The following is a 23,255-nucleotide window of genomic DNA, read 5'->3' as shown; positions in this document are numbered from 1 at the left end:
CCGAGGAGCCGACCATGTCGATCGACACGGCAAAGGGCATCCTGGGGGACGCCACCATCGCCGAGCTGGAGGCAGGCCTGCGCGGCACCGTCGTGCGACCCGACGACGCCGAGTACGACGAGGCCCGCGCGATCTGGAACGCCGCCCACGACAAACACCCGGCCCTGATCGTCCGCTGCGCCGGGACCGCCGACGTGATCCGCGCCGTCGAGTTCGCCCGCAGCCAGGACCTGCTGGTCGCCGTGCGCGGCGGCTCGCACAGCATCGCCGGCTTCTCGACCTGCGACGACGGCATCGTCATCGACCTGTCGCCGATGAAGGGCGCCTTCGTCGACCCCGGTCGGCGCCGGGTGGTCGCCCAGGCCGGCCTGACCTGGGGCGACCTCGACCATGAGACGCAGGCGTTCGGGCTCGCCGTCACCGGTGGGCTGGTCTCCTCGACCGGGATCGCCGGCTTCACGCTCGGCGGCGGTGTGGGCTGGCTGCTGCGCCGCCACGGTCTGGCCAGCGACAACCTGACGGCGGCCGAGGTCGTCACCGCGGACGGCCGCGTGGTGCGCGCGGACGCGCACGAGCACTCCGAGCTCTTCTGGGCGCTGCGGGGCGGCGGCGGCAACTTCGGTGTCGTGACCTCGTTCGAGTACCAGCTGCACCCGGTCGGACCGCAGGTCCTGGCCGGCCTGATCTTCTATCCCCTGGCGGAGGCCCGGCAGGTGATCACGGGCTGGCGCGAGGCGACCAAGCGCATGCCCGACGAACTGACGACGGTGGTCTCGCTCGTCACGGCGCCGCCGCTGCCCTTCCTGCCCCCGGAGGTGCACGGCACCCGCGTCGTGGCGGTGATCGGCATGTACGCGGGCGACCCCGCGGCCGGTGAGGCGTCCGTCGCTCCGCTGCGGACGCTGGGGACCCCCATCGCCGACGCCATGGGCCCCATGCCGTACACGGGCATGCAGTCACTGCTCGACCCGCTGTGGACGGCCGGCGCCCACAACTACTTCACGTCGGCGTTCATCGAGCCGACCGACGACACGCTCGACGCCGTGCTGCGCCATCACCTGGCGACCCCCACGCCGTTCAGCGAACTGCATCTGCACCAACTGGGCGGTGCCTTCGCCCGCGTGCCCGCCGGGGACACGGCCTTCAGCCAGCGGGACGCGAGCGTGCTCCTCAACGTGGTCGCGCGGTCCCCGGAGGCGGACGGCTTCGACGGGCATGTCGCCTGGGCCCGCGACGCCCGCGAGGACATCGCACGCCACGGCCGCGGGGCCATGTACGTCAACTTCACCGGCGAGGCCACCGAGGACAAGGTGCACGCCTCGTACCCCGAAGGGGTCCACGAACGGCTGGTCAGGGTCAAGGACACCTACGATCCGACGAACCTGTTCCGCCTCAACCAGAACATCCGCCCCTCGGCGTGATCGCGTTGGGTACGACATCGTCCTGGACCGGAAAACGGGTACGCCTGCGCGCTGTCGAGCCCGAGGACTGGACAGCGCTCATGCGCCTCGCCGACGACGCCGGTCGGCGAGGCGGCCGGCTGGATCTACCGCGGTCCGCCGAGAGCTACCGTGCCTGGGCGAAGGAGCAGGCCGTCGCCAAGTGGGATGACGACCGGTTCCGGTTGGCTGTCGAAACGACGGCCACGGGGGAACTGGTCGGCACGGTCGGCTCACATCGCACCGGCCGTCGCTCGGGCTGGTTCGAGCTCGATGTCACGATCGGCGCCGACCACCGGCGCAAGGGCTACGCGACGGAAGCCGTAGTACTGCTGCTGCGCTTCATGTTCGCCGAGCGGCGCTATCACAAATGCCTGGCGGCGATCTTCGCCCACAACGAGCCGTCGCTGACACTTTTTCGTCGGCTCGGCTTCACCGAGGAGGGGCGCCTGCGGGAGCACGTCTTCTTCGCCGGCCGGCACCACGACCTCGTCCTGATGGGCATGCTCGCCACCGAGTTCGACCGGCGGCACCCGATGAGCGAACCATCAGCCGGTCACCCGTAACTGACAGCGGATCCGCCCTCAGCCGCGCACGGTGGCACGCAGGCGCAGGCCGACAGTCGCGAGACCTTCGAAGGTGGTGACCTGGTAACCGGGTTCCGGTCCGGGCGGCTCGCTCAGGTGGTAGCGGCGGGCGGTCTGCGCGGTCAGGAGCGTCAGCATCGCCATCGCCAGCGCGGTCCCCTCGCAGCCGTGCGGCCCGGTGCCGAAGGAGAGGAAGACCCCGGGTTTCGCCGGCGAGCCCGAGTCGTCGAGCCAGCGCTCGGGCTGGAACTCGTCCGGCTCGGCGTGTTCCCGTGCGTCGCGGTGGGCGGTGTAGGGGCAGACGAGAACGGTGGACCCGGCGTCGATGGTGTAGTCGGCGAGCTCGGTCTGCCGCGTGGCGCGCCGGGTCAGCAGCCAGCTCGGCGGGTACAGCCGGAGCACCTCGCGTACCAGTGCCTGGGTGTATCGCAGGCTGTCGAGGTGGGTGCTGGTCGTCGCGGCCGGATCCGCGGGCAGCAGGGCGGCTTCGGCCGCGACGCGGTCCGCCGCCCGGGGGTGCCGGGCCAGGTGGAGCAGGATCCATCCGGCTGCCCGCGAAGGTGTCTCGAAGGTGGCGACGGTGATTCCGGGCAGTGTGTCGAGGACGGCCTCTTCCGGCAGCAGGCCGTAGCGGGGGGAGGGCCGGAGCATCTGTCCCAGCATGTCGTCACCGAGTCGGCCCGTTGAACGGCGCCGGCGGACGATGGGCCGCAGAGCGTCGATGAAGGCGACCTGCTGCCGGGTACGAAATCGCCGTGCCGGTGTGGGGATCCAGAGCGGCCATGCCCAGCGCGAGGGGCGTACGAGTACCTCCCGGGCCAGGAAGAGCTGTGCGGCGAAGGGCAGCAGGGTGGGCGCGTCTTCGGAGTAGAGGTAGCTCACGCCGATCTCCGCCAGGGCGTGCCGGACCGCGGGCAGAATCTCGACGTCCTGGTCCGTGGGCCACTGGTCGGCAAATTGCGCGGTCCTGGGCGCGATCTCACCGATCCGGGCCGCGACCGCCTGCGCGCGCAGTCCGCGCATACGGGCCGCGTGAGCGCGTGCACGCTCCTCGGGCGTCGGTGCTCCGCTCGACCGCTTCAACGGCGGGAAGAGAGGCGCGGGTGCCTTGGGGAAGTCCTGTGAGCGGCGCAGGACGGCTTCGCACGGCTCGGCCGTAGCGGCGACGTAGACACCGGGCTCCAGCTGCCAGACGTCCCCGCACTCGTCAGCGCCACGGCGTGCCACTGCCAGCCGGTCGCGGTTCCAGGCGGAGAAGCCGCCTTCGGGCAACCGCGGCGGCTCGTTCATTCGGCCCATGGGATCGTCCCTGGCTCTCGTACCTGTTCAGGCCGAGATCGTCGGGAGCGTGGCTGGGAGCCGGCGGGCACCCGGGCGGGCGCCCGCCGGTAGTGCGGTCAGACCCCGTCGTCCCCGGCGTAGGCATCCCACTCGTGGGCCCCGTACGCACCGTAGTGGCGGGTGAAGGACAGCCTGCTGAGCAGCTTGGCGATCATGATTCACTCCTCTCGCCTGTCTTCAGCACCAAATGCCACATACCCCATGGTGCCATATTTGCGATATTTGGAACGTAAGCCCTAAGTATGGATATGGATATAAAGCCGGTTCTTGCAGGCCAGGCCCGGAGCCGGCGCGGCCGAGCCCGGATCGCCGTGCCGCGCGCGTGGCGGAGCGGTCGCCGGCAGCTACGGACGGTCATGTCGCCCTCGCCGGCGGCCTGTTGGCGGGCGCCGGAACACCGCGGGCGAGGTGGCTGCCCTGAGCGGTGCGGCGGTGCGGTCATGCCGCGGCCTGGTCGGGCTTCGCCGGTACGCACCGCCAGGCGATGCCCGCGGCGATCAGATAGGCGAGGGCGCCGAGGGCCATGCTGGTGCGCAGTCCCGCGTTGTAGTCGCCGTGGGTGGCGAGCAGGCTGCCGCCGAGTGCCACGCCGGTCGCGCTGCCGATCTGACGGGTGGTGTTGAACAGGGCGGAGGCCGCCCCCGCGTACGCGCGGGGCGCGGCGCCCATCACGGTGGCGGTCGTGCCGGTGAGGGCGAAGGACGTACCGAATCCCGCCGCCATCATGGGCGCCACCAGCAACGGGTAGGCGGGGGCGGCTCCCGCCGCGGCCCAGCCCGCCAGCCCGAGTCCGGCCAGGAGCATGCCCGAGGTCACCAGCGGACGATCGCCGGTACGGCGACTCAGCCGCCCGGACAGAACGGAGGCGAACATGGTCATCGCCACCGCCGGGAACAGCGCCGCCCCGGTGGCGAGGGCGCTGAAGCCGCGCTGGTGCTGGAAGTCCAGGCTGGCGGTGAACACCATGCCGTAGAAGGCGAAGTTGAACAGCAGCCCGATGGTGGCACCGCCGCTCGTCGCACGCGAACGCAGCAGGCTCAACGGAAGGGCGGGCGACCGGGCCAGCCGCTCACGCACGACGAACGCCACGGCCGCGAGCACGGCCAGGCCCACCCCTGCGAGCACGGCGGGATCGGACCATCCGCGCCGTCCGGCCTCGTTGAGCGCGGCGGTCAGCAGCGCCACCGCCGCCACCACCGCGCACTGCGCCGGCCAGTCCAGGGCCCGGTCGGCCTGCCGGGGCGAGGGCGCCACCTGCCGCAGCGTCAGGACCAGGCAGGCCACGCCGACGGGCAGGTTGATGAGGAAGACCCAGCGCCAACCCACGGTGGAGACCAACAGCCCACCCAGCAACGGACCGGCCGACGCCGCGATGCCCGCCATCGAACCCCACAGCCCGAAGGCCCGCGCGCGTGCGGCCGGCGCCGGGTAGGACTGCTGGAGCAGGGCCAGGGAACCCGGCACGATCAGCGCCGCCCCGAGCCCCTCCACCAGCCGCGCCGCCACCAGGAACGGCGCACTCGGCGCGAACGCGCACGCGGCCGAGGACGCGGTGAACACCACCACGCCCGAGCAGAAGACCCGACGGTTGCCGAGCCGGTCGCCCAGCGCGCCGCCGGTCATCAGGAACCCGGCGAAGACGAGGGTGTACCCGTCGGTGATCCACTGGATGCCGGTCAGCGAGGCGGACAGGTCCCGGCCCACCGCCGGCACCGCGACGTTGATGATCGTCACGTCCAGGATCACCATGAAGTACCCGGTGCACACCGCCAGCAGCGGCACCAGGGACCGTCGCTCGGGCTCACCGCCGTCGGCCGATCCCGCGCACGCCACGTTCCGACTCCGTCCGTCCGCAGGGACCTGCACAGAAGCCAGGTTAAGGAACCCCGCTCCCCTCCCCCTGCCGGCCGCTTAGCCCATTCGAACGAGTCGCCCGCGCCGCCGGGTGAACGAGGCGATCCGTGCCTCGCGCCGACGCCGGTCGGCCGCCCGCGGCCATTAGCGTCGGCTCCTGTGTTGTTCAGCTACGCCTTCGTGAACCTGAAACCCGGAGTGGGAAAGACGACCAGCGCGGTCTGGTTGGCTCACGCACTTCACGAGTCGGGCATCCCACCCCTGTTGGTGGACAGTGACCCCGCTTCCTCCGCACTGCGCTGGAGCGAGTTGGCGGGCGGCTTCCCCTTCCCCGTCATCGCCCTCCCGGTGGGTGACGTGCACCGGCGCGTGAACGACTTCCTCGGTCACCGGCGGGCCGTGGTGTTCGACGCCCCGCAGTTGGAGGACCACGCCCACATCGCCCGCAGCATCATGCGGTACGCGAGCGAGTGGATCGTGCCGGTGACCCCGGCCCCCATCGAGCTGGACCGCATGGCACCCATCGGCGGCGAGATGGGCGACATGCAGTCCCTGCGCGCCACGCCGGCCCGCGCCGCCGTGCTGCTGAACCGCACCAACCGCCCGGACGCCACCCGCACCGGTCCCGACGCCGACGCCCGCGAGGCTCTGACGGAGCGCGGCTTCGACGTACTGTCCACCCACATTCCCCGGCTCGACCTGTACGCCCAGTCCTTCGGCAGCCCGGTCGAGGTCAAGACCTCGGCCTACATGGACCTCGCGGACGAGCTCATCAAGCGTCAGGACAAGGCGTGAACCAGCGCAAGGACACCTACCGAGCCGCCCTGCGGCGTGAACCGCAGGCCGCCGCACCCCGGCAGTCCAAGGTCGCCCGCCTGCACACCCGATACGTACGAGTGACCATCGAACTCGACCCGACGTTCCCGCAAGACCTCACCCGCTGGGTCGGATCGCCGGTCTCCGCCCTGGTGGACGCCGGCGCCGCCGTCCTGCGCCCGCTGACGAGTTGGCGCGTCTAGCACACGGTCAGTGTTACGGCCCTTGAACAGCTGCTCAGCTGTCCGGCGCGGACTGCGCCTCGGCGCCCCCGCGGGTCAGGGCCACCCATTCCGGTGCCGGCTCCGCGGAGCTGTAGGTGTCGTGCCAGTTCCACCACTCGTACGGGGCGGTCTGGGGGTAGTCCTCGGGTGAGTCCTCCCAGGTCTCCTGGCGTCCGAGGGCCGTCATGTCGAGGTAGTTCCAGGTGCTCCCCATCGCCTCGTCACCGCGGGAGTTGATGAAGTAGGTGCGGTAGACGCGGTCGTCGTCGCGGATGAACGCGTTCGTGCCGTGCCACTCGTCCACGCCGAAGTCGCGGTCGAAGTCGTCGGTGATCGTGTACCAGGGCATCAGCCAGCCCATCCGCTCCTTCACCCGCTCGATCTCCGGCTGGGGCGCGCGCGAGACGAAGGCGAGGGTGGTGTCGCGGGCGTTCAGATGCGCGAGGTTGCCGACGTGGTCGGCCACCATGGAGCAACCGCGGCACGCGTGGTCCGGCCAGCCGAAGACGCCGGGCTCGAAGAAGGCACGGTAGACGATCAGTTGACGGCGCCCCTCGAAGAGGTCGAGCAGTCTCGCCCTGCCGTCGGGCCCGTCGAACCCGTACGCCTTCTCGACGGCGACCCACGGCATCCGCCTGCGTTTGGCGGCCAGCGCGTCACGGGCGTGGGTCAGGTTCTTCTCCTCCACGAGCAGCCGCTGGAGCGCGGTGTCCCACTTCCGCTGCGAGACGATCGGAGGTGTCTTCATGGTGGCGCCCACCTTCCGGTGCGGTCCGGTCCGGGCGGGACCCGCCGACGCCGCCCGCGGGTGCGGGCGGCGCCCGGGTCCGTCACGCCGCCAGGGCGTGTCCGGGGTGCAGTACGACCTTGGTGTAGCCCTCGATCCGCTTGTCGAACTTCTCGTATGCCAACGGCGCCTGGTCCAGCGGCAGTTCGTGGGACACCACGAAGCTGGGCTTGGCCCGCCCGGCGGTGATCAGGTCACGCAGCTGGCGGTTGTACCGCTTGACGTTGCACTGACCAGTGCCCATCTGCTGGCCCTTCTCGAACATCCTGCCGATGGAGACCAGCAGTTGGCCGTGCTTGGCGTGTTCGTCGGGGCCGCCCGGGTCGGAGGGTACGTACAAACCCGGTATGCCGAGCATGCCGGTCGGACGTACCGTCTCGACGAGCGTGTTGAGGACCACGGCGGGTTCCTCGTGGCTGATGTCCTTGTGCGACTGGGCCTGGTAGCCGACGGCGTCCACGCCCTTGTCCGTGCCCTCGCCTCCGGTCTGTGCCTTGATCTGCTCGGCCGGGTCCCCCTTGGTGAAATCGATGGGGATCGCGCCGATCTCCTCCGCCTTGGCGAGCCGCTCGGGCACGCGGTCGACGGAGAACACCTTGGACGCCCCGCGCAGCAGCGCCGAGTAGGCGGCCATGAGTCCCACCGGTCCGGCGCCGAAGACGGCCACGCTCTCGCCCGGGGAGACCTGGGCGAGCTCACAACCGTGGTAGCCGGTGGGGAAGATGTCGGCGAGCAGCACGAAATCGGTCTCGAACTCCTCGCCCGGCGGCAGCTTCAGGCAGTTGAAGTCGGCGAACGGCACGCGCAGATGCTCCGCCTGGCCACCGGTGTACGGGCCCATCGCCACGTATCCGTAGGCACCGCCCGCGAAGCCGGGGTTGACGGTCAGACAGAAGCCCGTCTTGCCGGCGAGGCAGTTCTTGCAGAATCCGCAGGCGACGTTGAACGGCATCACGACGCGGTCCCCCTTCGACAGGGAGGCCACGCCGGGACCCGTCTCCTCGATGATGCCGAGGTTCTCGTGTCCGAAGACGATGCCCGACTGGGCCGCCGTGCGGCCCTCATACATGTGCAGGTCCGAACCGCAAATGGCGGTTGACGTGACCCGCACGATCACGTCGTTGGGGTGCTGGATCTTGGGATCCGCGACGTCCTTCACGGTCACACTGAACGGTTCTTCGTAGACGACCGCTTTCACTCGGGGTCACCTCCGCGTCAAACTTGCATGACGGCGGCGACGGACGGCCGGACGCCGGCGGGGCGGCACGGGCGGCAGCAGTGGGACTGGACCAGTGCCGCGGGCCGGGCGCACCGGCTCCGCCGCCGGTGATTTTCGGTGCAGTTCCAGACAACGCCCCCAGCACGCGGCCTGCAACCCGCGGCCGCCTTCCGCCGGGGGCCCTGACCGCCCGCGCCGCCCGCGCCGAGGCGTGCTCAGCGGCCCTGCCAGTGCGGTTCGCGCCTCTCCGTGAAGGCCTGGGCACCTTCCTTCGCGTCGTGCGACTGCAGGACGGAAGCGACGATCGGGTCCTGCTGGCGGAAGGCGTCCCGGTCGTCGAAGGCGGTCCTCTCCATCACGGCGCGCTTGACGGCCGCGATCGACAGCGGGGCGTTGCGCGCGATGCGCTGGGCGAGCTCCATGGCGCGGTCCAGCGTCTCGCCGGGTTCGGTGAGGTGGTTGACCAGGCCGAACTGTTCGGCGCGCGCGGCCGACAGCGGGTCGCCGGTGAGGAGGATCTCCAGCGCGATGTTGCGCGGTATGCGCTCCGGCAGGCGGACGATGCCCCCTTCGGGCGGGACCAGGCCGAAGGTGACCTCGGTGAGGCCGAAGGTGGCCTCGCGGGACGCCACGATCAGGTCGCACGCGAGGGCCATCTCGGTGCCGCCGCCCAGCGCCCAGCCCTCGACGGCGGCGATGAGCGGGGTGCGCAGGGAATGGCGGGTGAGCCCCGCGAAGCCCCGGCCGGATATGACGGGGCTGTCCCCGGCCGCGAACGCCTTCAGGTCCATTCCGGCGCTGAAGACCCCGCCGGCGCCCGTGAGGATGCCGATCAGGAGGTCTTCGCGGGCGTCGAGCAGGTCGAAGGCCGCGTCCAGCGCCCGGGCGGTGGCGCCGTCGATGGCGTTGCGCTTCTCCGGACGGTCGATGGTGATCACGAAGATGCCTTCGTGCTCCATGGTCCGCACGGTGGGCGCGTTGGGGGAAGCGGTGTCTGGCATGACGATTGCTCCTTGTTGCGGGGTTCCGAGGTTGCGGGTATCGGGTTTCCTGGGTTCCGGGCGGTGGTTGCGGACTGCGGGCCGGGTGTCACCGTGGTGGCGGGATGGCCTCGGCGGCGCGCAGCTCCTCGATCGCGGCGGCGTCGAAGCCGAGGTCGTGGAGCACGGACTCGGTGTGTTCGCCCAGGTCGGGGGCCGGGCTCGGGTGGACCTTCGGCTCCTGGTCCAGCCGGACGGGGCTGTCGACGGTCAGGTGCGGCTCGTCACTGCCGTCGTCGATGGGCACGAACACGCGGTTGGCGAGGAGCTGCGGGTCCTGGGCGCACTCTTCGAGGGTCTGGACGACTCCGTACGTCAGGCCCGCGGTGTCGAGCACCTCGCGCCACTCGGCCAGGGTGCGCGCCGCGAACGTCTTGTCCAGCAGGGTGACGATCTCGGCGGCATGGGCGCGGCGGCTCGGGGAGTCGGCGTAGCGCGGGTTCTCCGCCGCCTCGGGATGGCCGATGGCCTTGAGGAAGAGCGGGACCTGCTTGTCCTCGTTGACGAAGACGAGGACGAGCCACCGGTCGTCCGCCGTGCGGTACATGTTCCCCAGCGCGTTGGGCGGGTCGGACCGGTCGAGGGGGCGCGGGGCCTTCCCGCCGACCAGTACGGCCTGCAGCCACATGCTCGCCGCCCAGGCGCCCTCGGCGAGCAGCGACGCCGTGACGCGCGCACCCCGGCCGGTCCTCTCCCGCCGGTACAGCGCGGTCATGATCCCGCCGAACAGGGTGATCGCGGTCGCGTGATCGCCCGACCCGAACACGTTCATCGCCGGCGGCACGTCCCGTTGCCGGGTCAGGTCCATCAGGCCGCTGCGCGCCCAGAACGCCGTGACGTCGAAGCCGGGCAGATGCGCGTCCGGACCTTCCTCGCCGAAGCCGGTGACATCGGCGTAGATCAGCCGGGGATTGAGGGCAGCGAGCGTCTCGTACTCCACGCCCAGCTTCGCGCGCGTGTGCGGCGGGAAGTTGGTGATCAGCACGTCGGCCCACCGCACCAGGCTCTCCAGCACGGGCCTGGCGCCGGGTGCCTTGAGGTTGAGGGCGATGCTGCGCTTGTTGCGGTTGTCCAGCTGCCAGGGGTAGTTGATCCCCTCGACCTGGGGGTTGGGCGGGATGCGGCTCAGGGCCCGGTAGGTGTCGCCCACGTTCGGTGGTTCCACCTTGACGACGTCGGCGCCGAAGTCGCCGAGCACGGCGGCCGCGGCGGGCCCGGCGATGAAACTGGCGAGGTCGGCGACGTGCAGCCCCTGCAGCAGTGGTGTGTCGTCCATGATCGCTGCCTCACTGGCCGGGAGCCATCGGCACGAAGGCGTTGTAGCCGGTGATGTCGCGGCCGACGATCAGCGCCTGCACGGTGTCGGTGCCCTCGTACGTGTCGATCGCCTCGATGTCGCACAGGTGCCGGGCGACGTGGTAGTCGAGCAGGATCCCGTTGCCGCCGAGCATGTCGCGGGCGTCGGCGAGGATCGCCCGGGCGCGCTCGGTGTAGTGCATCTTGGCCAGGGCGACCCGGGGCATGTTGATCTTGCCCTCGTCCATCAGCTGGCTGAGCCGGTACTGCATGCACAGCATGTCGGTGATGTCGGCCAGCATGCGGGACAGCCGGTACTGGATGAGCTGGAACGCGGCCAGCGGAATCCCGAACTGCTTGCGCTGCTTGGCGTAGGCCAGCGCGGTCTCGTAGCCGGCGACGGCGGCTCCGATCGCCTCCCAGGCCACGCAGAAGCGCGAGGCCAGCAGGACCTTCTCGGTGTCCCGGAAGGTGTGGACGTTGGCCAGCTTGTTCTCGGCGGGCACGCGGACGTCGGTGAGGCTGATCTGTGCGTTCTGCACACAGCGCAGCGCCGTCTTCCCGGCGATGAACTCGGCCTCGTAGCCCGGGGTGCCCTTCTCGACGACATAGCCGCCGACGTGGCCGTCCTCGCCGCGGGCCCAGATGATCACGTAGTCGGCGAAGGTCGCGTTGCCGATCCACCTCTTGTGGCCGTTGAGGATGTAGGAATCGCCGTCGCGGCGAGAGGTGGTCTCCAGCTTGACGACGTCCGTGCCGTGCGCGGGTTCGGTCAGACCGAAAGCGCCGATCTTCTCCAGGCGCGCCATCGGCGGCAGGAAGCGCTGCTTCTGCTCCTCCGAGCCGAGCAGAGCTATCGACATCATGGCGAGCGCCGAGTGCACCCCGCAGAAGGTGGAGATGCTCAGATCGCCGCGGGCCAGTTCGAGGATCACCATGCCGGCCGTCACGTTGCTCATCCCGGGGCAGCCGTTCCCCCGGATCTGGAAGCCGTTGATGCCGAGGCGCGCGAGGCCCGGAACGAGTACGTGCGGGAACTCCGCCCGCTCCCAGTACGGGTTGATGATCGGAGTGACCTCGTTGTCCATGAAGTCGCGGACCTTCTGGCGCAGTGCCTGCTGCTCGTCGTCCAGGAGTTCGTTCAGCAGGTAGTAGTCCGTGTGCTCGGAATCGCCCAGCACCGGGGGCTGGATGACCGGGTGCCCGTTGCCGGGCCCGACGGTGGTGAGGTCGATGGGCATCAGCGTGTCGTGGCTCATCGCGTTCATCCGTCCAACGCTCCTTCCTGGTTCCCCTCCCGGGTCCGTGAAGCCCCCTCGGTGACACGTTAGGAAGCGGCGGAACGCAATCCATCGGGCACGGGACACGAGATTTCCGGCGGCTGTCGTGCGCGGGAACCGAAGCACGTGCGGTCGCCGTGCGGGCACGGACCGTTCGGGCCCGTGCCGCTGCCGGTGTCCGGGTGCGGCGTTACGGTGAAGTCATGGCTGTCAGCGGCGCCGAGGTGGAAAAGCGTCTGTCGGTTCTGGCAACGGTGCTGGGAGCGCGTTCCGCGGAGGTCAGCCGGGATGTCTCACGGCATATCCTCGCCAGGGTCCCGCAGCTCAGAGGCGACACGGCCGTCCTGGGCCTGCTGCGGTCGAGTGTTTCGGAGAATGTCGTCACCCTGCTGCACATCCTCGAGCACGGTGTCGCGGTGCGGAATACGGAAGCCCCCGTGGCGGCATTGGAATACGCCCGCCGGCTCGCGCAGCGGGACATCGCGATGAGCGCGCTGGTGCGCGCGTACCGGATCGGGCACTTGCGTTTTCTGCGCTGGTGTCTCGACGAACTGGACCACGAATGCCCCGACGAGGAGGCCTTCTCCGGGGTCAACCGCCGCCTGCTGGACGTGAGCTTCGGCTACATCGACAGGATCAGCGAACAGGTCGTCGAGGCGTACCAGGGCGAGCGCAATCTGTGGCTGATGAGCCAGGCCGCCGCCCGCACCGGCCGGGTGCGGGAGATCCTCGTCGGCGAGCAGGTGGACCCCGAACTGACCGAGTCGGTCCTGGGCTACCGGCTCCGGCAGCACCATGTGGGCCTGGTGCTGTGGGTCCCGGAGCGGTCCCACGGCCGGGCGGCGATGTCCCGGCTCGACCGCCTCATCGGCATGCTGGTGGCGGCCCTGGACCTGTGCTCCGGGCCGCTGTTCGTGGCCCGCGACGAGGCCCTCGCCTGGGCCTGGCTGCCGCTGGGCGGGCGCCGCGAGGTGCCCTGGCAGCTGCTGGCGGACACGGCCGAGGACGGCGATCGGTCCGTACGCGTGTGCGCGGGCGATGTCGAGTACGGCATCGACGGCTTCCGGCGTACGCACCGGCAGGCGCTGCGCGCGCGGGACATGGCGCTGGCCGCCGCGCCGGGCCACCGGGTCACCCTGTACAGCCGGGTCGCCCCGGTCGCCCTGATGTGCCAGGACATCGACGAACTGCGGGCCTGGGTGTGGAGTGTCCTCGGCGAACTGGCCACCGACGACGACCACTGCGCGCTGCTGCGGGAGACGGTGCAGATCTTCCTCGCGACCGGGTGCAGTTACACCGCGACCGCCCATCGGCAGATCCTGCACAAGAACACGGTGCAGTACCGGATCAGCAAGGCCGAGGAGGCGATGGGCCAGTCGGTCCACGAGCGCCGCACCGATCTCGGGGTGGCGCTGCTCGCGTGCCAGTACCTCGGACCTCCTGTCCTGCGGGCCGAGACGTCGTGACGCGGTGCTTCCGTGGGGCGAGGGTGCCCGGTCAGCGGGTCTCCGCGCGACCGGCCCGGTAACGGCGGCGCCGGCCCGCTGCCGTCCGTCAGTACAGCGCCTTCAGCGCGCCGGGCAGGACCTTCACCGTGACGGGGAGGACGGCGTCCACCTCGCCGTCGGCGCCGTAGGGCACCGGCCGGTCGGCCTCGATACGGATCTCGCGTCCCTGGAGGACGAGCACCTCGGGGCGCGCCACATGGGTGCCCGACTTGAGCTCGTTCATCATGGCGAAGAACAGATGGCGGGGAGCGTCGCGGATCATCACGACCTCCAGCAGGCCGTCGTCCACACGGGCCCCGGGGGCGATCATCCGGCCGGAGCCGTAGTAGGCGGAGTTGGCGGCCACGACCGTGTAGCCGCGCACCGCGTGCTCCTCGCCGTCGACGGTGACCCGGTAGTCAGCCGGGCGCCATGTGGTCACGGCACGCAGTCCGCCCGCGTAGTAGGAGGCGGCGCCCTTGAGCAGTCGGGCGTGGTTGGCGTGACGGTTGGCCACCGCGTCGACGCCCGCGTACACGCTGCCGAGGACGACCGTCCCGTCGTGGACGGCCGACCGCACCTCGATGGTGTCGACGGGGCGCGGCTCCCCGTCGAGCAGGATCCGGGCCAGGGCGTCGGGGTCGGAAGGCAGCTCCAGCGCCCGGGCGAAGTCGTTGCCCCGGCCGGCCGGGACGATGCCGAACACGGTGTCGGTGCCGCTCAGCGCGCCGCCGATACCGCCGGTGATGCCGTCACCGCCGACCGCGAGGACCACCCGCCCCCGCTCCCCCGCGTCGCGGGCGATGTCCTGGGCGTGCGCCAGGCTGCGGCTGTACTCCGTCTCCAGCTCGGCCCCGGCCTCCCGCAGGACGCGCGCCACCTGGAGCAGCGCGGCGGCCGCGCTGGATCCGCCCGCGGTGGGGTTGACGACGGCGGTGAACTGTCGCATGGATGAGCCTCCGGGGGCGGGATACGGGAATCGGTGTACTGGGGCAGTGTGAACGGGTGGTGCGGGGGGCGGGGCAGGGTGGTCGAGCGGGTCAGTCGGTGGGCAGCAGGACGCCCGGGTTGAGGAGACCGTCCGGGTCCAGCCGCCGCTTGACCGCCCGGAGGGCCTCGACGCCCAGGGCGCCGACCTCGCGGACGTACCAGTCGCGGTGGTCCGTGCCCACACCGTGATGATGGCTGATCGTGCCGCCCGCGGCGAGGATCGCCTCGTTGGCCGCCTGCTTGGCCGGGGCCCAGTGGGCGACCGGGTCGTCGCCCTGGGCGCTGACCACGGTGAAGTACAGCGAGGCGCCGTTCTCGTAGACGTGGGAGATGTGGCACATGACCAGCGGCGGTGTGCCCGCGTCGGTGAGGGCGGTGGTCAGGGCCGTGCGGACCCCGGAGTACAGCTCGGGGATGCGCGACCAGAACGCGGCCGTCTCCAGCGTCTCGGCGAACGCGCCCGCGTCCAGCAGGGCGTCCCGCAGGTACGGCGCCGAGTAGCGGCCGTGCGCCCAGCGCTCGCCGGGCTCGTCTCCCGCGAACGTGCCGCCGCCCTCGCGCAGCACGGCGGCGGCCGCCTCCCCGCCCCGGGCGGTGTCCTCCTCGGTGCCCTCGAACCCGACGATCGCGAGGCAGCCGGCGTTCTGCTGCGCTCCGTCGGCTCCGATCGCGTCGGGCTGGGCGAGGCCGATCAGCGTCTCGGTCTCGTCGGACAGGCGCAGCACCGTCGGGCGCGGTCCGTCCTGGGCGAGCCGGCGCAGGGCGGCGCCGCCCTCCTCGAAGGAGGCGAAGCGCCACCCTTCGTACCGGCGGACCCGCGGCTGGGGGCGGACGCGGACGGTGACCGAGGTGATCACGCCGAACGCGCCCTCGGAGCCGAGGATCAGCTGGCGCAGGTCCGGGCCGGCGGCGGAGCGCGGGGCGCGGCCGACCTCCAGGGTGCCCTCGGGCGTGGCGACGGTGAGGCCCAGCACCATCTCGTCGAAGCGCCCGTATCCGGCGGAGGCCTGTCCGCTGGAGCGGGCCGCGGCGAAGCCGCCGATGGTGGCCCACTCGTAGGACTGCGGGAAGTGGCCGAGCGTGAAGCCGTGTTCGGCCAGGAGGCGCTCGGCCTCGGGGGCGCGCAGGCCGGGCTGCAGGGTGGCGGTGCGCGAGACCGGGTCGACCTCGACCAGCTGGTCCATGCGGCGCAGGTCGAGGGCGACGAAGGGGCCGCGCCGCTCGGGGGCCAGGCCGCCGACGACGGAGGTGCCGCCGCCGAACGGGACGGCGCCGAGCCCGTATCGGGCGCAGACCCGCAGGACGGCCAGGACCTCGTCGTGCGTGGCCGGCAGGACGACGGCCGCCGGGGTGTCGGCGACGTCTCCGACCCGGATGCGCAGGAGGTCGGGCGTGGACTTGCCGCGGGTGTGCCGGACCCGGGTCTCCGCGTCCGTACGGACGTGAGCCTCGTCGCCGACGGCGGCGGACAGCTCCTGGAGCACCGCGGCGTCGAGCGGCGTGGCGGGGACGGCGATCTCCTCCAGCCGGAGCGGTTCGGCACTGCGGGGCTTGACGCCGAGCAGATCGCGCAGCAGCCCGATCACCGTCTCGGGCAGCGGTGCCGCCTTGGCCGGGTCGCCCCAGCCACTCCACAGCATGTCCATGGCGGTTGTCCTCATCGCTCGTTTCCGCGCCGTGCCCGTCTGCCGGGCGCCGCCGCAAGGGCGTTACACTGTTACACATGACGCCTATTCGTCACAACCATGAGGACAGCGATCCGGTGCTCGACGCGGTGCGCGACTGCGTCCTGGCCGTCGGCGTCCGCCGCACCACCCTGACCGACGTGGCCCGCCGCGCCGGTGTCTCGCGCATGACGCTCTACCGGCGCTGGCCGGACGTGCGCACCCTCGTCGGCGACCTCATGACGCGTGAGTGGGTCGGGGTGGCCCTGCGTGCCATGCCCGAGGCCGGGCCGGACCGCTCGGCGCGCGACACGATCGTCGAGGGGCTCGTGGCCGGGGTGGAGGCGTTCCGCGCCCACCCGCTCTTCGGCAAGATCGTCGACGTCGACCCCGAACTGCTCCTCCCCTACGTGCTGGACCGCCGCGGGGCCAGCCAGGACGCGCTCCTGGACCTGCTGACCAGCGGACTGCGCGACGGTCACGCCGACGGATCGGTGCGCGCCGGCCACCCCCACCTGCAGGCGCGGTCCCTGCTGCTGATCGTCCAGTCCTTCACCCTGTCGCTGCGGACCATGACCGACGAGGACGACCCGGACCTGACCACCGCCGCCTTCCTCGCGGAGCTGCGGACCATCCTGGAGAGGACCCTCACCCCATGAGCCCCACCAGCAGCCCGGCCCACGCAGCCGGCCCCGTCCCCGGCTCCTCGCTGTCCGCCGCGCGCCGCACGCGCGAACTGGCCAAGACCGTCGGCGGAGCGGAGGTGGACGTCCTGGTCGTCGGACTCGGCGCCACCGGCGCCGGTGCCGCCCTCGACGCCGCCGCGCGCGGACTGACCGTCGCCGCGATCGACGCCCACGACCTCGCCTTCGGCACCTCCCGCTGGAGCTCGAAGCTGATCCACGGCGGGCTGCGCTACCTGGCCTCCGGACAGCTCGACGTCGCCCACGAGAGCGCCGTCGAACGAGGGGTGCTGATGGAGCGCACCGCACCCCACCTGGTGGCCGCCCAGCCGTTCGTCCTCCCCCTGACCCCGCTGGTCCCGCGCGCCCAGGCGGCCCTGGCCTGGGCCGGGTTCCGGGCCGGCGACACCCTGCGACTGGCCGCGCGCACGGCCCGCGCCACCCTGCCCCGCCCGCGCCGGCTGTCCACCGCCGAGACCCGCCACCTGGCCCCGGCCCTGCGCACCGACGGACTGCGCGGCGGCCTGCTGTCCTGGGACGGCCGGCTCACCGACGACGCCCGCCTGGTGACCGCCCTCGCCCGCACCGCGGCCGCACGCGGCGCGCGGATCCTCACCCGCGTCAGGGCGCTGGAGCTGACTGGGTCCGGCGCCCGCGTCCGCGACGAACTCACCGGCGAGGAGGGCGAGATCAGGGCCCGGGCCGTGATCAACGCCTCCGGCGTGTGGGCGGGCGAGCTGATCGACGGCATCCGGATCCGGCCCTCCCGGGGCACCCATCTCGTGCTGCGCGCCGAACGGCTGGGCTCCCTGCCCGCCGGGCTGCACATACCGATCCCCGGCGAGACCAACCGCTTCGTGCTCGTCCTGCCGCAGGGGGACGGCCGGGTGTACGTCGGGCTCACCGACGAACCGGTCGACGGTCCCGTCCCCGACGTGCCGGAGGTACCGGAGACCGACATCGGCTTCCTGCTCGACGTCCTCGGTTCCGTCCTGGACGCCCCGGTCCACCGCGACGACGTCGTGGGCGCCTTCGCCGGTCTGCGGCCCCTGCTGGACACCACCCCGGAGGGCTCCGGCGAACCGTCCCGGACCGCCGACATCTCCCGCCGGCACGCGGTCCTGACGTCACCGGACGGCGTGGTCACCGTGGTCGGCGGCAAGCTCACCACCTACCGGCGGATGGCCGAGGACGCAGTCGACGCCGCCGTCACCGCCCGCCGTCTGCAGGCCGGTTCCTCGCCCACCGCCACGCTCCCGCTCGTCGGCGCCGCGGCGCCCGCCCGGCTCGCCGCCCTGGCCGCGCCCGCGCGCCTGGTCCGCCGCTACGGCACCGAGGCCGAGGCCGTCCAGACGCTCGGCGCCCACGACGCCCGCGGGCAGGAACCCGTGCTGCCCGGTCACCCCGTGACCCGCGCCGAACTGCTCTGGGCCGTACGGCACGAGGGCGCACTCGACGCGGCCGATCTGCTCGACCGGCGCACCCGCATCGGCCTGGTCCCCGAGGACCGCGCCGAGGCTCTGCGCACCGCCGACGAGATCCTGGGCGAGGCCCTGGCGGGACAGAACTGAGACAACGCGCAATCCGGGCATGACCTCAGTCGCGGGCACGGGGCAGTGGCCGTGGTGGCTGGGGTTCGTGGCGGCGGCCGCAGGCGCGGGGACGCAGGCCCGTGCCGTGTATCCGAGGAGGTCGCGGATGTCCGGCACGGGCCCGGCGGCCCGGGTGGAGTACTTCATGGATGCTGGAGGCGACGGCCAGTCAACTGCGCCTGGTGAGTTCGATCGTGGCGCTGAAGTACCACGCCGTGGCCTGGGCGATGTGGCTGTTCACCGAGTCCTAGAAGACGTCGTCCATGTCGTCGTCCAGGTCGTCGGAGTCGTCCCCGGCCGTGTCGTGGAGGTCTTCGACGTGCACCGCCTGCTCCGCGCCCTCGTGGACGTGGTCGTGGGGTCCGGACCCGTGTCCCGATCCATGCCCTGATCCGTGTCGCGGATCGTGCCCCAAGTCGCGTCCCGAGCCGCTGTCGTGCTGCTCGTGCCGGTTCTCCTCGCCGTGATGGCCCACCAGTTCCTTGGCGAGGTAGACGCCTTCGGCAAGGCGCACGCCGACGTCCAGTGCCTCGCGGGCCGCGTGTCGCGGGGAGCGCCGGGGGCTGTCAGGCACGGCGGGTGACTGGAGCCGGGCGACCGGTCCACGCTCCACGGCCGCGGGGCCGCTCGGTACGGGCGCCCTTCCCCCTGTCCCCGGGCCGTCCTTCCCCGCCTCGGGGTCGTCCCGCACGGGCGCGTCGATCCAGGCCCGGCGCCTGAAGCCCTTGTCCGGGATGTTGATCTCGACCTGCCGGAAGTGGCTGGGGTCCAGCCCCGGGTAGTGGTGCTGGACCACTTGCTCGTAAGTGTGTTCGGTGACGGCCGTGACGAGGTCCCGGTCCGGGGCGTCGCGCAACGCCTGCTTGAGGGGGCCCGAGTTGAGCAGGCGGCAGACGTCGATGACGGCCCCGCTGGCGAAGCCGTTCTTGGCCACGTGCACCGTGCCCTCGCCGACCGACGCGCGCATCCGCAGGCGGGCGGATCCGCTGCGCCCCCGGTTGTCCACCTCCAAGCCCTCGCGCAGCCCGGTCAGCAGGCGCGGGACGACCCACGCCTGGTCGATGCCCTCCGGGAGGATCAGCAGCATGCCGTCTCCGCTCTCCTGGCGGGCGAAGACCTCGGTTCCCGCGTTGGCCAGGGCATGCTCCATCACCAGGGCCAGCCGATCCTGTTCCCGTATCTGCTCCAGATGCAACCGGGCGCTGAAGCTCTCGATGTCCACGGCGAAGACGAGCCGTGTGATTCCTGGGGGCACCAGGCTCATGGTTCTTTCCTTTCCTCCCGCGCTCCCTGGATCCGGTCCAGGAGCAAGTCGTAGCTGCGCCGCACGGTCCGGGCCGCCTCGGCCACCTCCGGCCCCCGGGCGACGTCCAGATCCACGCCGGCCCAGTACGCCTGCCGCCGCAGAGCGGTCCGTACCAGCGTGTCGGTCCCGCTGTTCTCCGCCGACCCGAGCCGCTGCGCGGGGGCGTCGCCCTTCTCGCCCGTCACCCGCAGGACCTCCGCGACTTCGTCCGGGGTACAGGCCAAGGAGCCGTCGTAGATGCGCCGCAGCAACGTCAGCTCCTGGAACACGTGCTCGGTCAGGCGCAGGCGTGTCACTTCCTCGGCCGCCTCCTCCAGCCTCCAGCGCACCCAGGCATCGGCGTCGGCGGCCGCCAGGGCGGGCAGTGCGTGGGCCTCGTGGACGGCGCGGTCCAGCTTGACCGCGGTGGCCCGGTTGCCGAAGTGCTCGAGGAGCAACTCGCGCAGGTGCTCCACGCCGCTGCGGCGGCGCAGTTCGCCCAGCAGCTCGTCGCGGTCCGTGAGTCCCTCGCGGACGAGGTCGCAGGCGAGGACGATGCCGTAGCCGCCGTAGCGGCGGAACAGCGCCTCCCTGCGCCGCGGCGGTACGGGCAGGTCCGCGTAGTCGCGCGAGACGAAGTACGGACCGCGGCTGACGCGTGTGGCGAGCAGGGACGGCGTCACCTGTGCCAACTCGGTGAGGTCAGCGACGTCCTGTGCCGTCCCGGCGGTCGCCCCCGTCGCCAACTGGCCTGCCACCGGGACGAGTTCGAACATGGTGCGGTGGCCTCCCGAGTGGTGCATCAGGCGGTCCGCGATGCGCCGTCCCTCGGCCATCGGATCGGCGCAGTACGGCCAGAAGTACTCGACCTTCGTGAGCGCGCCGACCGCCGTCAGCGGTTCGACCCTGCGCAGTCCCGCGCCCGTGACGTCCTCCAGCAGGCGCTCCTCGGACTCGGCCAGTCCCGAGGCGAACACCAGGACCAGCGCGTCGGCCCGGCTCGCGTGCGCCACCGTGGCCTCGGCCACGTCGGCCCCGGTACGGCCGAGGAACCGCAGGGTCCGCGCCGAGTCCTCGCCGAGCCATGAGTCCAGACCCGGGGTGTCCACCAGGTCGAAGCGGGCGAGGGCGGCGCTCGGGAGGTCCAGGTCGAGCCAGTCCACGGCACGCAGTTCGGCCTGCCGCGCGGGGTCGTGGTGCGCCTGCACGACGAGTTCACGGAACTCGTCCACACCGCGCCGCCGACTTGGACGGCCGTCGCGGTAGTGCACGGTGAGCGACTCCCGCTCGGCTCGGCGCAGCCGGGTCACATGGAAGGTCAGCTCGGTCACGCCGGTGGGGACGCGTTCCTCCTCCAGCAGGGCGTTGACGAGGGTCGACTTTCCCGAGCTGACCCGGCCCACCAGGGCGACCCGCAGGCGGGTCTCGAAGCCCTGGCGGATCTCCTCCAGCCGGCGCCGGGCGGGTGCGAGGTCTTCCCCGGGCAGGTGCTTCTCGGCCCGGTCGAAGGCCGCCCGGGCCCGGTCCTTCAGCATCACTCGGCCTCGTCGTCGGGACGGGACGGGGCGTCGGCGGAGTCCGGATCTTCGACCGACGTTGCGTCAGCAGGCCGACAGAGACCGGCGGATTCCTCCGCAAGGGCCGCGATCCGCAGCCGGAGCCGGCCGAGTTCGTGCAGTTCCTGGTCGAGCTCGCGGCGGCGGACGAGGGCGTCGCGGGCCGTCGTCTCGCGGGCCTTGCTCAGTCGCTCCTGCTCGTTCGCGGCCGTCTCGCGGGCCTGCGCGATGCGGCTGTTGAGCTCTGCGGCCACCGCGTTGCTCCACTCCGCGACCACCTCGGCGATCGCGTGGTCGAGCTGCGCCTGCTGATCCTTGCGCAGGGGCGCGAGAGCGCGGCGCAGGGCTTCCCGCTTCGCGGCGGTCTGCTCCTTGTCCAGAGTCCGCCCCGCGTTGCCGTAGCCGGCCGCGGTACCGACCACACCCCCCAGAGCGGAGCCGATGAAGGCTCCCCACTGCCCCCCGGCCGCGGTGCCGATCCCCGGCATGAACAGCGTTCCCACCAACGCCCCGAGGGCGAACCCGGCGGCTCCCCCGGCCGAGCTGCCCGCCGCCAGGCCCGCGCTGGAACCGATCAGCTTGCGTCGTTCGGCGTCCGACTTCGCCTCGGGGCGGGCCACCGGCGGCAACGCCGGCACGGGCGGGACCGGCACCCGGCCGATCGGCGCGGGCGTGAGCTTCAGGCCGTTGAAGGTGGTGAACTCCCGCACCACACGGGCGGCTTCGCGGGCCGCGAGTTCGTTCGCGGTGCCCAACAGCTGGGCGAGCTCCAGCGTCATGTCCGACAGCAGCCGGTCCGGGTTCTCCAGATAGGCGGCGTCGTAGAGGTGTTCGGCGTTGACGAGGGCCCACGCCTGGGACAGGCCGTCCTGTGCATGGCGCTTCAGCTTCGTGTGCATCGCGGTGAGGGCGTCCCGTAGCGAGGTGCGCCACTCGGAGGTGTTGTCGTCCAGTTCGGCGAGGCGGCGCCGCTGCTCCTCCACCTGTTCGGTGATGCGCCTGAGCTCCTCGTCCTGGTGCTCGCCCAGCGCGGCCGCCTCCGCCTCACAGGGGCGGATCAGCGCGTAGGCGCAGGCGTCCAGGGCGTCGAGCGCGCCGCCGAGCAACACCTGGGCGCGGCGTCGGGACAGCGCCGACCACAGGACGTCCTGGAGGGTGACGAAGTTGCTCAGCTCCAGGTCTTCGGGGTCCCCGGAGACCAGGTGGTCGAGCCGGGCGCGGGCGGAGACGGGCACCACGGTCAACCGGTCGGCGGGGACACCGGTGGTACGGACGAGCTTGTCGACGGTGTTGCGCAGCATCTCGTCGTAGTCGGGTACCGCGTCCGTCTTGTTGAGGACGAAGATCTGGCCCTCGGCGTCCCCGAGCGTGCGCGCGGCCTTCATGGCGCGCCGCAGGAAGGCCAGTTCGCCCTCGCTCAGTGGCTTGAGGACATCGGTGACGAAGAGCAGCGCGTCGGCCCCGGGCAGGAAGGCCGCCGTCGCCGCCGTGTGGTCCCGGTGGACGCCGCCGACGCCCGGTGTGTCGACCAGCGTCAAGCCGCCGGCCAGGCGCTTGTTGGGGGTGAGCACCCGAACGGAGAGGACGCGTGCGCCGCCGGACGGTCCGGCGCCCTCGGTGGCGTAGCGGGCGATCTCGGCGCGCCCGATCTCCCGCTCCTCGGTGGTTCCGTCCGGGTTCTCCAGGGTGACGGTGATGCGTTCTTCCGGTGCGTACGAGATGGTGGTCACGGTGTTCGTGGTGAACGAGGTGCCGACGGGGCAGAGAGCGGTCGTCTCCCCCAACAGGGCGTTGAGCAGGGTTGACTTGCCTCGCTTGAACTCACCGCAGACGAGGACGGTCAAGCGTCCGTCCACGAGGCGCAGGCGTGCGGTCTCCAGCCTCGCCAACGCCTCCTCGCCGGCCTGGTGCCGGGCGCGGTCGGCCAGGCCGGGGAAGAGGTCGAGGATCTGTCGGCGCACTTCCTCGAACGTCTCCCCGCGGCCGTCGCCGAACTCGGCGTCCGCGGCGTGCGCGGGGTTCGCGCCGGTGTCGGGAGGGTCCGTCGGGCTGGACTGGTTGGCGCTGTTCATGGTGACTCCGTAGGGTGTCGGACGGCCCGGCGGGGCCGGATGC

General features: G+C 71.8%; 19 protein-coding genes. 7 read left to right on the top strand and 12 right to left on the bottom strand.

Annotated elements, in window-relative coordinates; all coding sequences use genetic code 11:
- Window positions 1-14: 14 nt before the first annotated feature.
- Window positions 15-1,421 (top strand): FAD-binding oxidoreductase, encoded by a 1,407-nt coding sequence (locus IPZ69_RS08540; RefSeq protein ID WP_235453403.1) that lies wholly within the window; start codon window positions 15-17, stop codon window positions 1,419-1,421.
- A gap of 5 nt (window positions 1,422-1,426) precedes the next feature.
- A complete protein-coding gene (locus IPZ69_RS08535; protein WP_235453402.1) occupies window positions 1,427-2,005 on the top strand; it encodes a GNAT family N-acetyltransferase in 579 nt (192 codons plus the stop codon).
- Between the two features lie 18 nt (window positions 2,006-2,023).
- On the opposite strand, the gene IPZ69_RS08530 is transcribed toward IPZ69_RS08535, so the two are convergent.
- On the bottom strand, window positions 2,024-3,316 hold the full coding sequence (locus IPZ69_RS08530) for a cytochrome P450 (protein ID WP_235453401.1): 1,293 nt from the start codon (window positions 3,314-3,316) through the stop codon (window positions 2,024-2,026).
- Between the two features lie 489 nt (window positions 3,317-3,805).
- Window positions 3,806-5,200, bottom strand: coding sequence for an MFS transporter (locus IPZ69_RS08525; RefSeq protein ID WP_374293011.1), 1,395 nt, complete (start codon window positions 5,198-5,200; stop codon window positions 3,806-3,808).
- Between the two features lie 180 nt (window positions 5,201-5,380).
- On the opposite strand from IPZ69_RS08525, the gene IPZ69_RS08520 reads away from it, so the two are divergent.
- On the top strand, window positions 5,381-6,016 hold the full coding sequence (locus IPZ69_RS08520) for a ParA family protein (protein WP_308407436.1): 636 nt from the start codon (window positions 5,381-5,383) through the stop codon (window positions 6,014-6,016).
- The gene (locus IPZ69_RS08515) at window positions 6,013-6,240 is read left to right on the top strand and encodes a hypothetical protein (protein WP_235453400.1); all 228 of its coding nucleotides are present in this window, start codon (window positions 6,013-6,015) and stop codon (window positions 6,238-6,240) included. The genes IPZ69_RS08520 and IPZ69_RS08515 overlap by 4 nt, the downstream gene beginning before the upstream one ends.
- 34 nt (window positions 6,241-6,274) lie before the next feature.
- Here the strand turns inward: IPZ69_RS08515 and IPZ69_RS08510 are convergent, their stop codons facing one another.
- From IPZ69_RS08510 to IPZ69_RS08490, 5 genes are all read right to left on the bottom strand, one after another.
- Window positions 6,275-7,009 (bottom strand): DUF899 domain-containing protein, encoded by a 735-nt coding sequence (locus tag IPZ69_RS08510; RefSeq protein ID WP_235453399.1) that lies wholly within the window; start codon window positions 7,007-7,009, stop codon window positions 6,275-6,277.
- 82 nt (window positions 7,010-7,091) lie between these two features.
- Window positions 7,092-8,246 carry a glutathione-independent formaldehyde dehydrogenase gene (locus IPZ69_RS08505; RefSeq protein WP_235453398.1) on the bottom strand — a complete coding sequence of 385 codons (1,155 nt, stop codon included), beginning with the start codon at window positions 8,244-8,246 and terminating at the stop codon, window positions 7,092-7,094.
- 236 nt (window positions 8,247-8,482) lie between these two features.
- Entirely contained in the window at window positions 8,483-9,268 is a 786-nt protein-coding gene (locus IPZ69_RS08500) for a crotonase/enoyl-CoA hydratase family protein (RefSeq protein ID WP_235453397.1), read from the bottom strand.
- An 88-nt stretch (window positions 9,269-9,356) separates the two neighbouring features.
- Window positions 9,357-10,583: a CaiB/BaiF CoA transferase family protein gene (locus tag IPZ69_RS08495; protein WP_235453396.1), complete on the bottom strand. Its 1,227-nt coding sequence runs from the start codon at window positions 10,581-10,583 to the stop codon at window positions 9,357-9,359.
- Window positions 10,584-10,593: 10 nt separating this feature from the next.
- Window positions 10,594-11,871: an acyl-CoA dehydrogenase family protein gene (locus IPZ69_RS08490; RefSeq protein WP_235453395.1), complete on the bottom strand. Its 1,278-nt coding sequence runs from the start codon at window positions 11,869-11,871 to the stop codon at window positions 10,594-10,596.
- Between the two features lie 215 nt (window positions 11,872-12,086).
- On the opposite strand from IPZ69_RS08490, the gene IPZ69_RS08485 reads away from it, so the two are divergent.
- Window positions 12,087-13,349 carry a PucR family transcriptional regulator gene (locus IPZ69_RS08485; protein ID WP_235453394.1) on the top strand — a complete coding sequence of 421 codons (1,263 nt, stop codon included), beginning with the start codon at window positions 12,087-12,089 and terminating at the stop codon, window positions 13,347-13,349.
- A gap of 88 nt (window positions 13,350-13,437) precedes the next feature.
- Here IPZ69_RS08485 and IPZ69_RS08480 read toward each other — a convergent pair whose 3' ends face one another.
- Both IPZ69_RS08480 and IPZ69_RS08475 read right to left on the bottom strand, forming a co-directional pair.
- Entirely contained in the window at window positions 13,438-14,319 is an 882-nt protein-coding gene (locus IPZ69_RS08480) for a YegS/Rv2252/BmrU family lipid kinase (RefSeq protein ID WP_235453393.1), read from the bottom strand.
- A gap of 91 nt (window positions 14,320-14,410) precedes the next feature.
- Window positions 14,411-16,006, bottom strand: coding sequence for an FAD-binding oxidoreductase (locus tag IPZ69_RS08475; protein WP_235453392.1), 1,596 nt, complete (start codon window positions 16,004-16,006; stop codon window positions 14,411-14,413).
- A gap of 77 nt (window positions 16,007-16,083) precedes the next feature.
- Here IPZ69_RS08475 and IPZ69_RS08470 point away from each other — a divergent pair, with 77 nt between their 5' ends.
- Both IPZ69_RS08470 and IPZ69_RS08465 read left to right on the top strand, forming a co-directional pair.
- Window positions 16,084-16,683 (top strand): TetR/AcrR family transcriptional regulator, encoded by a 600-nt coding sequence (locus tag IPZ69_RS08470; RefSeq protein WP_235453391.1) that lies wholly within the window; start codon window positions 16,084-16,086, stop codon window positions 16,681-16,683.
- A complete protein-coding gene (locus IPZ69_RS08465; protein WP_235453390.1) occupies window positions 16,680-18,278 on the top strand; it encodes a glycerol-3-phosphate dehydrogenase/oxidase in 1,599 nt (532 codons plus the stop codon). The genes IPZ69_RS08470 and IPZ69_RS08465 overlap by 4 nt, the downstream gene beginning before the upstream one ends.
- 268 nt (window positions 18,279-18,546) lie before the next feature.
- Here the strand turns inward: IPZ69_RS08465 and IPZ69_RS08460 are convergent, their stop codons facing one another.
- From IPZ69_RS08460 to IPZ69_RS08450, 3 genes are read right to left on the bottom strand one after another with little or no spacing between them, the layout of a single operon-like run.
- Window positions 18,547-19,563 (bottom strand): hypothetical protein, encoded by a 1,017-nt coding sequence (locus IPZ69_RS08460; protein WP_235453389.1) that lies wholly within the window; start codon window positions 19,561-19,563, stop codon window positions 18,547-18,549.
- A complete protein-coding gene (locus IPZ69_RS08455; protein ID WP_235453388.1) occupies window positions 19,560-21,119 on the bottom strand; it encodes a dynamin family protein in 1,560 nt (519 codons plus the stop codon). The genes IPZ69_RS08460 and IPZ69_RS08455 overlap by 4 nt, the downstream gene beginning before the upstream one ends.
- On the bottom strand, window positions 21,119-23,212 hold the full coding sequence (locus IPZ69_RS08450; protein WP_235453387.1) for a dynamin family protein: 2,094 nt from the start codon (window positions 23,210-23,212) through the stop codon (window positions 21,119-21,121). Before IPZ69_RS08450 ends, IPZ69_RS08455 begins: the two co-directional genes overlap by 1 nt.
- Window positions 23,213-23,255: the final 43 nt, after the last annotated feature.

This window comes from Streptomyces olivochromogenes, assembly GCF_021538895.1.
In the GTDB taxonomy this organism is placed as follows: Bacteria; Actinomycetota; Actinomycetes; order Streptomycetales; family Streptomycetaceae; genus Streptomyces; species Streptomyces olivochromogenes_A.
Note: the sequence above shows the minus strand (reverse complement) of the source record. Positions and strands in the feature narration are given on the sequence as shown.

What these genes read in the sequence shown, in the direction of transcription:
- IPZ69_RS08540 (WP_235453403.1), top strand. Translation starts at nt 15, where the DNA reads ATGTCGATCGACACGGCAAAGGGCATCCTGGGGGACGCCACCATCGCC.
- IPZ69_RS08530 (WP_235453401.1), bottom strand. Translation starts at nt 3,316, where the DNA reads ATGAACGAGCCGCCGCGGTTGCCCGAAGGCGGCTTCTCCGCCTGGAAC.
- IPZ69_RS08510 (WP_235453399.1), bottom strand. Translation starts at nt 7,009, where the DNA reads ATGAAGACACCTCCGATCGTCTCGCAGCGGAAGTGGGACACCGCGCTC.
- IPZ69_RS08500 (WP_235453397.1), bottom strand. Translation starts at nt 9,268, where the DNA reads ATGCCAGACACCGCTTCCCCCAACGCGCCCACCGTGCGGACCATGGAG.
- IPZ69_RS08495 (WP_235453396.1), bottom strand. Translation starts at nt 10,583, where the DNA reads ATGGACGACACACCACTGCTGCAGGGGCTGCACGTCGCCGACCTCGCC.
- IPZ69_RS08490 (WP_235453395.1), bottom strand. Translation starts at nt 11,871, where the DNA reads ATGAACGCGATGAGCCACGACACGCTGATGCCCATCGACCTCACCACC.
- IPZ69_RS08485 (WP_235453394.1), top strand. Translation starts at nt 12,087, where the DNA reads ATGGCTGTCAGCGGCGCCGAGGTGGAAAAGCGTCTGTCGGTTCTGGCA.
- IPZ69_RS08480 (WP_235453393.1), bottom strand. Translation starts at nt 14,319, where the DNA reads ATGCGACAGTTCACCGCCGTCGTCAACCCCACCGCGGGCGGATCCAGC.
- IPZ69_RS08475 (WP_235453392.1), bottom strand. Translation starts at nt 16,006, where the DNA reads ATGGACATGCTGTGGAGTGGCTGGGGCGACCCGGCCAAGGCGGCACCG.
- IPZ69_RS08470 (WP_235453391.1), top strand. Translation starts at nt 16,084, where the DNA reads ATGACGCCTATTCGTCACAACCATGAGGACAGCGATCCGGTGCTCGAC.
- IPZ69_RS08465 (WP_235453390.1), top strand. Translation starts at nt 16,680, where the DNA reads ATGAGCCCCACCAGCAGCCCGGCCCACGCAGCCGGCCCCGTCCCCGGC.
- IPZ69_RS08460 (WP_235453389.1), bottom strand. Translation starts at nt 19,563, where the DNA reads ATGAGCCTGGTGCCCCCAGGAATCACACGGCTCGTCTTCGCCGTGGAC.
- IPZ69_RS08455 (WP_235453388.1), bottom strand. Translation starts at nt 21,119, where the DNA reads ATGCTGAAGGACCGGGCCCGGGCGGCCTTCGACCGGGCCGAGAAGCAC.
- IPZ69_RS08450 (WP_235453387.1), bottom strand. Translation starts at nt 23,212, where the DNA reads ATGAACAGCGCCAACCAGTCCAGCCCGACGGACCCTCCCGACACCGGC.